This window comes from Vibrio sp. THAF190c (genome assembly GCF_009363355.1).
Lineage (GTDB): Bacteria > Pseudomonadota > Gammaproteobacteria > Enterobacterales > Vibrionaceae > Vibrio > Vibrio fortis_A.
Genome location: NZ_CP045339.1, coordinates 1,638,908 through 1,653,594, shown reverse-complemented (window position 1 = coordinate 1,653,594; position 14,687 = coordinate 1,638,908). Strand labels below are relative to the sequence as shown.

Annotated in this window: 11 protein-coding genes; 5 read left to right on the top strand and 6 right to left on the bottom strand. The window is 43.6% G+C overall.

Features of this window, described 5'->3' with window-relative positions:
• Positions 1–81 precede the first annotated feature (81 nt).
• Positions 82–1,281: an enoyl-ACP reductase FabV gene (gene fabV / locus FIV04_RS22345; RefSeq protein WP_152470601.1), complete on the bottom strand. Its 1,200-nt coding sequence runs from the start codon at positions 1,279–1,281 to the stop codon at positions 82–84.
• An 81-nt stretch (positions 1,282–1,362) separates the two neighbouring features.
• Complete coding sequence (locus FIV04_RS22340) at positions 1,363–1,968, bottom strand: arylesterase (RefSeq protein ID WP_152470600.1); 606 nt, start codon at positions 1,966–1,968, stop codon at positions 1,363–1,365.
• Between FIV04_RS22340 and FIV04_RS22335 the strand changes: the two genes are divergently transcribed.
• The 3 genes from FIV04_RS22335 to FIV04_RS22325 all read left to right on the top strand — a co-directional run bounded on the left by FIV04_RS22335 (position 1,967) and on the right by FIV04_RS22325 (position 7,162).
• The gene (locus tag FIV04_RS22335) at positions 1,967–2,641 is read left to right on the top strand and encodes an ABC transporter ATP-binding protein (RefSeq protein WP_152470599.1); all 675 of its coding nucleotides are present in this window, start codon (positions 1,967–1,969) and stop codon (positions 2,639–2,641) included. The genes FIV04_RS22340 and FIV04_RS22335 overlap by 2 nt on opposite strands.
• A 1-nt stretch (position 2,642) precedes the next feature.
• Positions 2,643–5,078 (top strand): ABC transporter permease, encoded by a 2,436-nt coding sequence (locus FIV04_RS22330; RefSeq protein WP_152470598.1) that lies wholly within the window; start codon positions 2,643–2,645, stop codon positions 5,076–5,078.
• Positions 5,079–5,701: 623 nt separating this feature from the next.
• Entirely contained in the window at positions 5,702–7,162 is a 1,461-nt protein-coding gene (locus FIV04_RS22325; protein WP_152470597.1) for an FAD-dependent oxidoreductase, read from the top strand.
• Positions 7,163–7,277: 115 nt separating this feature from the next.
• Here FIV04_RS22325 and FIV04_RS22320 read toward each other — a convergent pair whose 3' ends face one another.
• The 3 genes from FIV04_RS22320 to FIV04_RS22310 are packed head-to-tail and all read right to left on the bottom strand — an operon-like array spanning position 7,278 to position 9,770.
• The gene (locus FIV04_RS22320; protein ID WP_152470596.1) at positions 7,278–8,216 is read right to left on the bottom strand and encodes a biotin-dependent carboxyltransferase family protein; all 939 of its coding nucleotides are present in this window, start codon (positions 8,214–8,216) and stop codon (positions 7,278–7,280) included.
• Positions 8,209–8,982, bottom strand: a complete 774-nt coding sequence (locus tag FIV04_RS22315; RefSeq protein WP_152470595.1) for an allophanate hydrolase subunit 1 — start codon at positions 8,980–8,982, stop codon at positions 8,209–8,211. Before FIV04_RS22315 ends, FIV04_RS22320 begins: the two co-directional genes overlap by 8 nt.
• A gap of 44 nt (positions 8,983–9,026) precedes the next feature.
• Positions 9,027–9,770 (bottom strand): 5-oxoprolinase subunit PxpA, encoded by a 744-nt coding sequence (locus FIV04_RS22310; protein WP_152470594.1) that lies wholly within the window; start codon positions 9,768–9,770, stop codon positions 9,027–9,029.
• Positions 9,771–10,057: 287 nt separating this feature from the next.
• Between FIV04_RS22310 and galE the strand changes: the two genes are divergently transcribed.
• A complete protein-coding gene (gene galE / locus FIV04_RS22305) occupies positions 10,058–11,071 on the top strand; it encodes a UDP-glucose 4-epimerase GalE (protein ID WP_152470593.1) in 1,014 nt (337 codons plus the stop codon).
• A gap of 336 nt (positions 11,072–11,407) precedes the next feature.
• On the opposite strand, the gene FIV04_RS22300 is transcribed toward galE, so the two are convergent.
• Positions 11,408–13,540, bottom strand: a complete 2,133-nt coding sequence (locus tag FIV04_RS22300) for a TonB-dependent hemoglobin/transferrin/lactoferrin family receptor (RefSeq protein WP_152470592.1) — start codon at positions 13,538–13,540, stop codon at positions 11,408–11,410.
• A 237-nt stretch (positions 13,541–13,777) separates the two neighbouring features.
• On the opposite strand from FIV04_RS22300, the gene FIV04_RS22295 reads away from it, so the two are divergent.
• A complete protein-coding gene (locus FIV04_RS22295) occupies positions 13,778–14,665 on the top strand; it encodes a LysR family transcriptional regulator (protein ID WP_032552549.1) in 888 nt (295 codons plus the stop codon).
• Positions 14,666–14,687 lie beyond the last annotated feature (22 nt).

Here is a 14,687-nt window from a genome sequence, read left to right as displayed (position 1 = left end):
TAGGTTACATAAAAAAGCCTCAGCAATTTGCTAGAGGCTTTCAAAACTGAATCTAAGTCTCATACCTGAGAAACAAAGACATTATGGCTTGAGATTTATAAAATCTTCTGTTTTCAAAGGCTGAGTGTAATCAATTCCTGAGTACTCAAAACCGTTGAGTTGCATGAACTCCTGTTTGAAACCAGCATAATCACCAATTTGGGCAAAGTTGGTTTCGTTCATTGCTTGAAGAAGCTCTGAAACATGAGATTGAGTTTCTGGCTCTAACTCCCAGTCATCCATTCGAATCAAACGCTCACCATCGAGTGGAACCTTATCTTGTCCGTAGAGCTTAGTGCTGAATAGGCGTTGCATTTGCTGGATACACGTCTCATGCGTGCCTTTCTCTTTCATTACCTGATAAAGCGCCAGTAGATAAGGACTTAAACCCGGGATGAAGACACTTGCTTTGGTGACTAGTGCTTTACAAACAGTCGCGTATGCGCCCCCGCTAAAGTTCGCCATTTCGAGGTTAAGCGCATGGCTCGCTTGATGAAGGTCGATCTTCGCACGACCTAAAGTGCCATCAAGGTAAATAGGATGTGTTACTTCAGGACCCACATAAGAGAAGGCGATGGTTTTACATCCTTCTGCAATGGATTCGGAGTTAATCAGTTCATCGACCCATTGGCTCCAATCTTCACCACCCATGACTTTGAGCGTGCTTTCGGCTTCTTCTTCCGTCGCGGCTTCCAGTGTGGTGGTGTTCCAGCTGTCGTCTTCAAGAGAAATGGTGTTTCCTGTGACGCTTTGGCCGATTGGCTTAATAGCAGAGCGCCAGAACTCGTCAGTATTGGCTTTAGGGCGTACACCAGCAGCAAGGCTGTAGATGATTAGATCAACTTCGCCTTCGAAGTACGTTTCAATGGCTTCAACGACTTGTGAGCGAGTTTCTTTGGAGAAAGCATCACCAACGATGTTTATCGCTTTGCGACCTTCACGTTTGGCTTCCTGCTTGAAATAGATATTGTTGTACCAGCCGGCGCTGCCTAGGGATTTCTCATTAGGACCACGTTCAAAAGATACACCGATCGTGTCGGCCTGCGCTCCGCCAAAGGTGAGGGCTATTCTGGCGGCAAGGCCGAAGCCTGATGATGCCCCAATAATCAATACACGCTTAGGTCCATTTTTTATCTGCGGGGCACTTTTTACGAATTCAATTTGTTGTTTGACCGCTTGTTGGCAGCCTAGGGGGTGCGCATTTTTGGCAACGACACCCTTTATAACGGGTTTTATTATCATAAATAACCTTACACTTAACGCTGTTATGAACTCACGTTAACGTAAAGCTATGTAAAAAAGATTGAGCTAGACCATTAAAAGCTAAAGATACTGGTATAATTTCTCGGCGACAAAGTCCGCAATCCAAGGTTGCGCTTCAGGCTTAGGGTGCAGTCCGTCGTTCATCATCCATTCAGGCTTCAGAATGATATGCTCTAGGAAGAACGGTAGTAGAGGCACTTTTTGCTGATCAGATAACGAGGTAAATACGTACTCAAACTGTTCGTTGTAACGTTTGCCGTAATTAGGTGGGATACGTATCTGCATCATGACTGGCTCTGCACCGGACGCTCGGATCTGTTCGATGATCTTTACAAGGTTTTGTTCGATCACTTTAGGTGGAAAGCCGCGAAGACCGTCGTTGGCACCTAGTTCGATGAGCACTGTGTCTGGAGTGTGTTCAGTCAATAATTGCGGTAAACGAGACAAGCCATTACCTGTGGTATCACCAGAAATACTGCCGTTAATAACAGTGACTTCTTTATCGTATTCAGATAGAGCGTCAGGGAGTAAGGTTGGCCAGCTCTGTTTGATATCCATGTTGTAGCCAGCACTTAAACTGTCACCAAGTACTAAGATTGTCTGGTTTTGCGCAAGTGTTGTTGTGGAAAAAAGTATAAAAATCAAAAAGGAAATTAGTCGAGTCATGCATACATCCATAATAAAAGCTGAATCTGTTTCGAAGACAGTGTCTACTAATCAAGAACAATTGACAATCTTAGAGAAGGTTGACATCGATATTGTTGAAGGAGAAACCGTCGCTATTGTTGGTACGTCTGGCGCGGGTAAATCGACTTTAATGACACTGCTTGCGGGGCTCGATGTTCCAAGTTCTGGTGAAATCCATCTTCTCAACAAACCTCTTTCTCAACTCGACGATGAACAGCGAGCTCAAATTCGCAGTGAATCGGTTGGATTTGTTTTCCAAAGTTTTCTATTGATTCCGAGCTTGTCTGCTCTGCAGAACGTCACTTTGCCATGCTTACTAAAAGGCGAAGAAGAAGATATTGAACGTGCGACTGAGCTTTTAGAGTCTGTTGGGCTTAAAGACCGTGTCGACCATCTGCCATCGCAGCTTTCTGGCGGTGAGCAGCAACGCGTGGCACTTGCACGTGCATTTATGATTAAACCTAAAATTTTGTTTGCTGATGAACCAACAGGCAACCTAGACCAACAGACTGCAGCAAAGATTGTGGAGCTACTGTTTGAGCTTAACGCTTCTCACGGTACAACCTTAGTTCTGGTGACTCACGACCCTAAACTTGCACAACGCTGCCAGCGCACCCTGAAAATGCACCTTGGTCAAATCACGGAGGTGTAGAGTGAGCCATTCGAAAGGATTGAACAAACGACTCTTCAGTTGGAGTATTGAAGAGATACGCCATGGTCAATTGTGGCCTGTTTCCATTGCACTCACTTTAATCATCGCCTGTGTCTTCGCTCTGTCTGCGTTAGCCGAGCGAATGGAGCAGGTTATCGTTAAACAGGGGAAAGATGCGCTGACCGCTGATAGTGTCTTTATTTCTGCAAACCCACTTCCTGAACCACTTCTTGAATTGGTCGCGGATAAGAATCTCGACAAAAGCGAACTGACTCGCTTCTCTACTATGGCTTTTAGTGACAATGGTATGCAGTTGGTTACAGTAAAAGCGGTCGAGAGTAACTACCCATTGCGCGGTGAGATGTTTCTGGAGAGCGCAGATGCACAGCAAACCAACGTTAAGCCAGGTGAATTGTGGCTTGATGAACGAATTTTCTCTCAACTAGAAGTTAATATCGGTGACAATGTCACGATTGGAGATGCCGACCTGACGATTACAGGGCGTATTACTCAAGAGCCGGGGTTGAGCTTTAACCCATTCCAACAAATGCCTGCTGTGCTAATCCACAGTAGCGATATCGACGCAACGGGTGCGATTCAACCAGGCAGTCGTGTCAGTTTCCGTTTGTTCTTAAATGGTGAGGAGAGTGATCTTCAAGCGATTCAAGATTCTGTCGAACTCACACCAAGTGACCGCTGGCGTAATCAAGACAGCGCGAGTCGCACCAATGAAATGTTCGACAAAACGACTCAATACCTATCTTTGACTGTTGCGATTGTTGTTATCATGGCGGCAACCACATTGGTTCTCACTTGTCAGCACTACGTTGCAAGCCGACAAAAGACGATTGCTATGCTTAAGAGCTTAGGGGCAAGTAAACAGTGGGTTATCCATTGGCTATCGATTCAAGTTCTGATGTTGATGGTTATTGGTGTTGTCTTTGGTATTGCGATTGGTATCGGACTCGAGTTTTTGCTGCGTATACCACTAGGAGACTTGCTTCCAAATCCACTACCAAGCTACGGCTATCAACCAATATTGCTGTCTGTACTTACCAGTGTACTCATTGGTGTTCCGGCTTTGGGTATCCCTCTACTAGGGCTAGTCAATACATCTGCTATTAGTGTCATTCAATCTAGTCACCAGGGGCAGAATAGCAGTAAGCGTTACCTACTGTTGTTAGTGCCAGTCGTACCAATGCTGCTGATGTATGGTAATAACTTGCTGGTGTGGATTGTCCTTGGCGGTATCGTTGCGCTATTTGCAGTGCTTGCGCTGGTGAGTATCCTGGTATTGAGATTGATTGGTAAACTTCGCGTTTCGACCGCCATGCGCTTAGCGATCAGCCGCATCAATCGCACGCCTGTTGCAACGGGTATTCAGTTTGGCGCTCTCTCGTTATCTTTGATGCTGCTCTCTATCATCTGGCTCGTGCGCAGTGATTTGCTTTCTGATTGGCAGCAGACGCTCCCTGAGAACGCTCCAAACGCGTTTGCGCTTAATATCGCAGATTATGAGAAAGAGGCTTATCTCGAAGCGATTGATGCAAACAACGTAGAGCGTACACAAGCTTTTCCGATAATCCGTGGTCGTCTAACGACGATTAATGGCGTTGAAGCGGGTGAGTACAGTGAAAACGCGGGAGACACTGATGCGCTAAGCCGCGAAATCAACTTTACTTGGGGCGAATCTCTCCCTGAATACAACGAAGTGGTTGCTGGGCAATGGACTTCGGAGAATGGTGTTTCTGTTGAATCGGAGGTGGCTGATCAACTCGCTCTTAAAATTGGTGACGAGCTTTCATTTACGATTAACAGTCAGCGTTTTGATGCCAAGGTAAATACTATCCGTGAAGTAGAGTGGCGTGAAATGAAGCCAAATTTCTACTTTATCTTTACACCGGATGTCCTGAGTTCAATCCCATCGACTTGGTTAGTAAGCTTTAGATTGCAAGAACAACACGATGAAATGTTGAGTCAGCTCTCTCGTAACCATCCAACAGTTAGCTTGATGGATATTCGTAAGATGGGAAGTAAGATCCAAGAGTTGCTCAAGCAGATCGTATGGTCGATCACTGTATTAGCGGGCCTTGGCGTTGTAGCAGGATTGCTTCTGATCTTCACGTTACTGCGTTTGAGCTTATCTCAGCGTCAACAAGAGATCCGCTTGTATCGAACGTTAGGTGCTAGCAAAAGTCGCATTCTAAACACGATTTGGTGTGAATACGGCATCATGGCACTTGTCGCTGGCAGTATTGCTGCACTGGGTGCTGAGCTAAGCGTGGCGAGTTTAATGACTTTTGGCTTTGAATTGCCCGTGACGCTTCATCCTGTTCTATGGATTGCGTTACCAGTGATTACCTTTGTTACATTAGCTGCGGTGGTCAATAGTCTGATTAAGCGACTTCTTGCACCCATGAAGAAGGACTTTAACTAGCTCTACAGTGCTTTTGGGTCGAATTCTCGTTCTGTTCAAAGGGACTATGGCATTCAATACGTATAAATAATTGGTTTCAAAGTGATCGTTGGTATTGAAGCTAACGTTATGGGTAAGCCAACATCAAATGAGTGCGTTCAAACGTTTTCGGTTGTGCGCACTTTTGTTGTTTTTGGAGCGGTCATTAGTAAGGTTACCCACAGGGCAAAGTAAAGAGGGGATAAATTACCCGAACAGAGGGTTGTTTATACCTGTTCATAGGCTGTAACAATAAATTCATCTTTGCAGTTATTTCTCTTTAGTCCCTGTAAACAAAGGGTTTGCGCAACAGAATTGCATCTTATCAACAGTTATCCACAAAATCGGTGGATAACTTTAGGGATAAGTTAATTAAGATGTCACATGAGTTATCTTCGAGCCTTTGTGCTGCCGTACTTAGGCCAGTTTTGGCGTGTTTTATCTTGCTCTTTTTTTCATTCACACATATTGAGTCAAGCAATAAATTTTGTTTTTTTAGTTTGACTTCTGATGATGACAAACTAAGACCTTGATAAAAATGTGATTTAATTCACCGTCAATCCTACGTAGAATACAAAGTAGTTAATTTTAGGCTTTAGAGTCCAATGAATCAGAACAAAATGGATAAAAAACAACCGTCTATAGCTATAGTAGGCGGTGGTATTGCAGGTGCAACCAGTGCAATTCATTTCAGCGAGCTTGGATATGAGGTTACCTTGTTGGAGAAAGGGCCAAGCTTGGTGAATGGGCCTCCGATTTGTCATCTGCACGCTGGTGGAAATTTGTATCGTGATATTTCTCAAGAGCAATGTCTTCAACTTCTCGCTCAATCTATCGATACTGTTCGTCTATTTCCTCACACGCTCAATATCCGCCCAACGGTTATAGCGGTACCTCATAGTGATGGTGGTCAGCCTGAAGAGTTGTTACCACGCTTGAAAGTCATTAAGTCTGCGTATCAAGCTTTAGTTGAGGAGGATGCCAGCAATCAAGTTCTCGGCAGCCCTGACGAGTACTACAAGCTGTATAACAAAGAAGAGTTAGTCGCTTTATCAACTAAAAAACAACCGAAAAATCCAAGTACATTAGATGAGTGGTGTATTCCATTCGCAAAGCATACTGATTTAGACACGCTGAAGTACCCAGTAGCTGTGGTTCAGGAGTATGGATTGAGCGTGTTCCGCTTATCAGCAATGGCTCAGTTGTCCTTAGAAAAGCAGAGCAACTGTAATATTCTCACCGACAGCCGATTAATATCGGTCACTCAGATAAAAGATGATTGGGAGCTGTGCTATTCAGATCAACAGGGGAATAAGCAAAAGTTTACTGCTCAGTATCTGATTAATGCGAGTGGATTTGAAACCGGTGTTGTCGACGATTATGTTGGCTCTAAACAAGAACGCCTCGTCGAATTTAAGGCTGCGTATGTAACGGATTGGGCTGACTGTCGCGAATACAGTGAAGAGTGGCCTGAAGTGATATTCCACGGGCCACGAGGAACACCTCAAGGCATGGCGCAATTAACGCCTTATGCTGATGGTGTATTTCAGTTACACGGCATGACAGAAGGTATAACGCTATTTGAAGGTGGATTGGTTTCTTCCTCTGCAGTATCTTCTCAACCTCAACTTCCCCAGAAGTTATTGAAGAAGATCGTATCGGGGTGGACGGAAGAACAGTTAGAGCAACGAACACAAGCTGCGATATCACACATGGCTCAATTTATCCCTAGCTTCAAATCGGCGACGGTTGGTGGAAAGCCTCTGTTTGGTGCTCAGCAGATCCCTGGTACCGACCCAAGTTTGCGAGCTTCTGATGTCTCTTTCTGCGGTGAGAAATACGCAAGACTAGAGGTTGTAAAAGCATCTTCAACTCTGGAAGCGGCTCAGAAGATCAATAGCCGTTGGTTTGACGGCGAAGAGCAGCAAACAACCATTGAAGGCGCACATCCAGTGACAATGTCACTTAATATTGACGACGTTGAGGCAAAAGCAGTTACTCTTACTCAAGAGCGAGGCTATCCTGCAGCCCTAGCGATTGTTACTGGTGAGAATCGATTAATTTAGGCTCGCTGACGTTTGTCGATAAGTCATAGAAATAGAAAGGGGGAGGCTTACTTGAGCGTCCCCCTTTGTTTTATAGTGAATTGAACTAACACTGGGCTTTATATAGTGTGGTGACTTAATATCCAAAGAACCTAGCCCATTGGCACCAAACATCTTGTAGCCCCAAACGGTCACCCTCAAAAAACGTGACCTGTTGCCCCGGCTTGGCTTGAGCCAACCTTGGTAAATCGATACGTGCAACGCAACCTAGCTTTGGATATCCACCAATCGTCTGCCTATCGTTGAGAAGAATAATAGGTTGCCCATCTTTTGGTATTTGAATTGCACCCAATGCAATGCCTTCAGACAACATATTCGTAGCCGGTGACTCAACCGGCTCACCACTTAATCGGTAGCCCATGCGATTGGAGTTTTGGCTGACCGTGAAAGATGTGTTGTAGAACGTTGACTTAGCATTCTCTGAGAACAGGTTTGATTGGTACCCTTCAATAACTCGTAGTTTGAGGGGGAGGTTGTAATCTGGTGTATAACGAAACGTCACGCTCAGAGGTTTAAAATCCGCTGGAATAGGGTGTTTTTCAAAATGAATCTGTTGATTTGCTTGGCAAGCTTGCCCGTCTTGAGTCATTCCTCCAACTTTCTCGCGTACTACGGTCGAAGCACTGGTTAGGCTCACTGGTACTTTAAAACCACCTCTTACAGCTAGGTAGGCTCTAAGCCCATTTGTTGGTAACCCAAACGAAAGGATTTGTCCTTTACGAGCTATAAAGGTCGACCAATTCGCTATTGGAACGCCGTCGAGCTTAGCCTGTAGGTCTCCACCCGTGATAGCCAATACACAGTCTTGATTCACTTCAACTGCACATTGTCCTAAGGTAATTTCGAGTGCGGGGCAGTTAATAGGGTTCTGGAGTAGATGGTTTGCCCAACTGTATGCGTAATCATCAACGGGTCCACCCTGTGTAAGCCCGAGATGTGAAAGACCATACCGTCCAAAGTCTTGAATTAGCGAGAGTGGCCCAGGTTTTAATATTGTTATGGAACCTTTAGTCATTCAAGCATCCTCCAAGATCAATAAAATCCTGTCTACTAATCGCTTCAAACTTCACTTGGTCGCCTACGTTAAAAAAGGATGCATCATTCAAATGTTCTACGGAAACTTTGCTATTGAACAGCTGTAAAGGAGAGCGACCAATAATATTCCAACCACCAGGGGATTGATCTGGGTAGACTGCCGTCTTTCTATCGGCGATTCCAACACTGCCTTTCGGAACTGAGAGACGCGGCGTTTCGTGTCTTGGCATAGAAAGTTCTGGTGCGACGTCGGAAAGAAAAGCAAACCCGGGCATAAAGCCGACGGCACTTACTTGATAGATGGTATTGGTATGAAGTTCAACAAGTTCCTCTAGTGATATTCCTTGTTGCTCAAAACGAGAGAGATCGAGCGCGGTTTCTTTGCTGTAGTACGTGGGTATGGTCAATATTGCTTTTGATTGGTCGCTTGAAAGACTAGATATATCAATGTCTGAAATCAGCTGCTCTAGTCGACTAATAAACTCCGACTCTTGAAGCCTGTATGGGAGATAGTCCACAAGAATTGTGTTATAGGCAGGGGTGACGTTCATTAAGTAGGGCGTAAATGTTTGCCTTATACGCTGAGCGATAGATGCGATGAAGATGGGAGCGTCTATCGCTATTGGGTCTATGCGATTTTGTTGCGATTTTGTTAGTGATCGCGTTTCGCCATCAAGATCAAGCGTGATCATTACACTGCACTCAGCAATGGGCTCGATCGCTACATTAAATGTTGGTTTCTTCATAAGCTTCCGTATTCACTGAAGAAGGGTAAAGAGATTTATTGGTGCTATCTAATTGCATTGATGTCTTGGCTGATTCGTTTAATCAAAGCGATGGATTGAGGGTTATCACCATGGACGCAAATTGTGTCAGCTTCAATTTCAAGCCGTTCGCCTTCGATAGTGGTCACACAGCCATAGTTTACTAACTGCATGACTTGGTTATAAATATCATCTTGGTGCGTGTACACTGAACCAGACAAAGAGCGCGGGGCTAGCTGTCCATTATTGAGATAGGCACGATCCGCAAAGGCTTCAAGTAAAAGTGGAAGGTCGTAATTATCTGCAATATCTAGGAACTTCTGATTGTTGGCGGTAGAGAGAATCATAAGTGGGATTCCAAAACCTGAAACGGCCTCTGAAACCGCATTGAAGATTTGCGTATTCGCCATCATGTCGTTGTACAGAGCGCCGTGGGGTTTTACGTAATGCAGTTGGCTTCCATGATGTTGGCAAAGGGCTTTTAACGCCCCGACTTGATAACAGACTAATTCAGTGATTTCTTTCATCGAGTGAGGAATAGAGCGACGGCCAAAACCTACCAAATCCTGATAACCGGGATGCGCGCCCACCTTAGTATTGTAATGGTTCGCAAGTTTAATGGTTTTCGACATGACGTGTGGATCTGAAGCGTGAAAGCCACATGCTACATTCGCCATATCTACCCATTCCATGACGGCTTCATCGTCACCCATTGTCCAACTGCCATAGCTTTCGCCCATATCGCAGTTCAGTAGTACTTTTGTTGTCACAGACAGACTATCCTAAATTTTTAGTGCTCTTAGACGTTCCACTAAATCGCTGATTTAAACAGTGATCATATTCAAATTTCTATTAACGTAACGTGTCTACATTAATTTAGAAATAATCTCTAATTCCTTAAATGCTCTTGATGGAAAGAGCAAATATTAGCAAGGGAGTTGCTTTCTATGCTCTAAACTTAACCATACAAGCATTGGCTTTAGTTTTACCTACATCTTATGGATAACTTGTTGTAACATAAGGCCAATATCACATACATATAAAAACAGGGCTTAAAATGAACGTTTTAGTAACCGGCGGTATGGGCTACATCGGCAGCCATACAAGTATTCAGATGATCAAAGCAGGGATGACGCCATTCATCTTTGATAATTTATATAATAGTAAGCCAAGCGTTCTTGAACGTATCGAAAAAGTTTCTGGTGTTAAACCAGTTTTTGTTGAAGGCGACATTCGCGACAAAGCTCTGTTAATCGACACACTTAAGCAGAATAACATTGAAGCCGTTATTCACTTTGCGGGCCTTAAAGCTGTTGGCGAATCAGTAGAGAAGCCACTTGAATACTACGATAACAATGTAAACGGAACGCTGGTGCTTGTAGATGCGATGCGAGAAGCGAATGTAAAAACACTGGTATTCAGTTCTTCAGCGACAGTATACGGCGACCCTGCCAGTGTGCCTATTACCGAAGATTTCCCAACAAGTGCCACTAACCCTTATGGCCGCAGTAAGTTAATGGTTGAAGAGTGTTTAACAGACTTCCAAAAAGCCAACCCTGATTGGAGCATTACTTTATTGCGTTACTTTAACCCTGTGGGTTCACACCCAAGCGGTGAATTAGGTGAAGACCCGCAAGGGATTCCAAATAATCTAATGCCATTTGTTTCTCAGGTTGCTGTGGGCCGTCGTGAATTCCTATCTGTTTTTGGTAGTGATTACCCAACAAAAGATGGCACTGGCGTGCGTGATTACATCCACGTGATGGATCTTTCTGATGGTCACATCGCTGCATTAGAAAAAGTGGGTAAAAAGGATGGTCTTCACATCTATAACTTAGGAACGGGTAACGGTTCTAGTGTTCTAGAAATGGTAAAGGCGTTTGAAGAAGCAAGTGGTAAAGAAGTTCCTTATAAACTTGTTGAACGTCGCCCAGGTGATATTGCTGAGTGCTGGGCTGACCCTGCTAAAGCTGAACAAGAACTGGAGTGGAAAGCGTCACGTACGCTATCCGAAATGACTGCAGACACGTGGCGTTGGCAGTCTAATAATCCTAATGGTTTTCCTGGTTAATTTAATAAAATCAGGTCGATTTATTTACCAAAAAGGCGCCTTAGGGCGCCTTTTTTGATCTGAATCGGAATAAAAGTAAATTTGTGGTTAAAAAGTATCTTTACGCATTCATTGTGTTACTATACGCGCAAAATATATCTTTAATGTTAATTTTGTTTGGAGTTAATCATGGAATTAGGCCTAATCGTTACTTTCATCATCGCTGCAGCTGTTATGGTTAAGAAAGAAATGGCAGAAAAGTAATTTCACTTTCCCTTTTTATTACAATTTTAAGTGAAATATAGAAAAGCCAGCAGATATGCTGGCTTTTTTGTACTTTAGGCTTGGTAAAACCTATTAGAATTCGTATTTTGCAGTGACAGACCAGTTACGACCTGGTTGTGTGTAATCTTTGTCTTCTTGCGAGAAACCGCGAACATCATTCCACTCGTAGTATTCCTCGTCTGTAACGTTGAAAATACCAGCACGAAGCGTCAAGTCTTTCATCGGAATGTAGTAAGCCGTTAAGTCGACAACTGTAGATGCTGCATTCTCACGGATTGGTGACGTTAAACCAGAGCTGTCGATGTCTGATGACTTTTTCTTAGCTGTGTAGTTTAGATCAATCGACGTACCCCATAGTGCACTTGGAGAGTCATAGTGTAAGCTAACAACTGCATTCCAAGGGTTAATGGTGTTAAGAGGGTTACCTTTACCATCTTTACCTTCAGTGTATGCTGCAGCTAGACGGCTACTAACCCCTTGTACTGGCATGAAACTATTCCAAGAAAGGGTATTCGACGCCTCAATACCTTTGATCTCAGCTTCATCGATGTTGATGCTTTGATTGATTGTTGGATCGGTAGGTTTACCTGTCCCGCTAATTGGCTGGAGGTCAATAAAGTTTTTGTAGTCACTGTAGAAAACTGCAATCTCAGACGAAGACGAGTCAGTGTTATGACGCCAACCTAGTTCGTACGAAATACTCTCTTCAGCTTCTAAATCTGGGTTCGGGATATTTATATAACCATGAGCAGGGTTGCCAAACGAATAATAAAGCTCTTGGAAATCAGGAGCACGGAAACCTTGGCTGATTTGCGCGAAAATTTTGTTTTCATCATTTAGCGTGTACGTCGTACCTAAACGCCCAGTGACCGCTGAGTCTGAGTATTTAGCATAATCACTTGCTGGGTTGCCGCTTGGGTTCTGACTAGTGTCACCAGGGTTGGTTTCAAAGCCGTCAAATCTCACACCAGGAGTAACTAGCCAATTACCAATTGTCATCTCGTCCTGTGCAAAGAATCCGAATTTTTTCTCAGACGCTGCCGGAATATAGAAGATGGTTTTATCTGCGATGATCGAGTTGTACTCTTTATTGACGTTTTTGATATCTTTATCTGAATACGCTGCACCATAGATGAAGTAATGTTCTACATTACCTGTAGTGAAGAACTTGTCGAGTTGCACATCGAATTGATAGCCTTCATCAGAATAGATGTAGTCTTTTTTCTGAACGTTACCTGCTGGCGGTATGTAAGGACTACCACCATTCGATGTACGATGAGTTACACCATTTTCTTCTTTAGCTAGCCAATCCAATTGCCAAGTAATTTCTTCAGCAAAAGCTAGGTTAGCATTCCAGATGTGCTTGATGCCAACCTGTTGTTGGCTTGTTGAATCTTCACCGTAGTAGTTGCTATAGCTCGCACTTTGTAAATCTGTATCACCAGAGTTTTCAATGAAGTTCCCAGAAAACTCTAAACGATGATTATCATTTAATTGATATTGGAGCTTAACGAGTAGGTTGTTGTTTTGAGTCGCTTGTCCGTCAGGAGAACCAAAGTTATCTACTTCCTCTCCGTCACGTCTTGTATAAGCTACTAAAGTTTCTAAATCACCGATTTTGTTTGCAAGAGCGACTGATTCACTGAAAGTGTTGTCTGCCGAAGAGAAATTAAACTTAGCGTGGCCACCAAAATCACGGCCTTTTAAGAAATCACTTGGATCTTTGGTTTCAAATGCGGCAATACCACCGATAGCGTCAGAGCCGTAAAGTGACGATGCAGCGCCTTTTACAACTTCGACAGATTTTAGCATATCTACATCTACATCAACGCGCGAAGAGTTGATGAAGTTATATTGTTGTGTGCCGCTTGGAGTAAACTGGTTAGTTTGTGAGACGCCATCAACGATAACTTTGACACGGTTACCTTCCATGCCACGAATGTTGATTCCTTGAATACCCTGACGAGAGTTTGTTGTTACGGTAACTCCTGGAGTATAACGGAATAGATCTTCGACGCTGTTCATCATCTTTGATTCGATGTCTTTGTCGTTAATGACAGCAACAGATGCGGCTACATCTTCTAGTTGTTGATTTGTACGAGTAGAAGAAACAACGACTTCATCAAAAAGTGAGTATTCTTCAGCATGAAGAGCGGGGGATACAGCTAAAATAATGGAAGCTGACAATAGTGACTTTTTATACATTTATTTGAAACCTTAAATCCATAATAGGTTGCTTGGGCGTATGCCATCCTATTGGATCTAAATGAGAATTACTATTGTTATCATTGTTATTTGTGTCAATTAAAGTATTTACACAGTAAATACGAAGATATAAAATTCCTTTTAAAACATGTAATTAGATGTGTTATTGAATTTATCAATAGTTCAGTTTGATTTTAAATTTTGTGATGTAAATCACTCAGTGTGAAGAGGTGTAATTTGCAGAGTCCAATCACTTTAGAGGCATTACACATTTTAGATGCAATCAGCCGTCGTGGTAGTTTTGCTGCTGCCGCTAACGAGCTTGATAGGGCACCTTCGTCTTTAAGCTATCAAATTCAAAAGCTTGAACAAGATTTAGATATCATGATCTTTGACCGTTCTGGCCACCGAGCTAACTTTACGGAAGCGGGTCAGCTGATTTTAGAGCAAGGTAGAATCATCTTAGGTGCGACAGAAAGGTTGGTTAATGAAGCTAGCATCTTAGCGAATGGTTGGGAGCTCGACCTGACTATTGCGTTTGACGGTATTCTACCAGTATCAAACTTTTTCCCCCTCATTGATGAACTCGGCAAGATCAGTAAGACCCGTGTGAAACTGCAAGAGGAAATTCTGGCGGGGTGTTGGGAGTCTTTAATAGATGATCGAGCTGATTTGTTGATTTGCCCTAAGATGGAAGCAGTACCTAATGACATGAAGAGTGAAGTCATTGGTAAACTCGAGATGATGTGGGTAGCGTCGACCGATCACTACGTACATAAGCGTGCTGGTGAGTTCGATCAGAAGGCTAGAGAAAGTTACAGGGTAATAGCGATCGCTGATACCGCTCGTGACAAACCTGCCATAAGCGTAAATATCCTTGAGCGCCAACCACGAATGACAGTAACCAATTTCGCTGCAAAGGTAGAAGCGGTTACCTCGGGCTTAGGGATAGGGACATTACCGACAGTTGTTGCTCAACCTCTGATTGAGAGTGGTGCAATTAAACAAATTGCTGGCACGGAGAAGCAAAGCATTGATATTGTCATCGCATGGCGCCGTAACAAGATGGGGGATGCCAAGTCTTGGTGCATTCAACATTTGAAAAAGACTTGGCCTCTTAAGTGATGACGTTGAGAGTCACGTTATG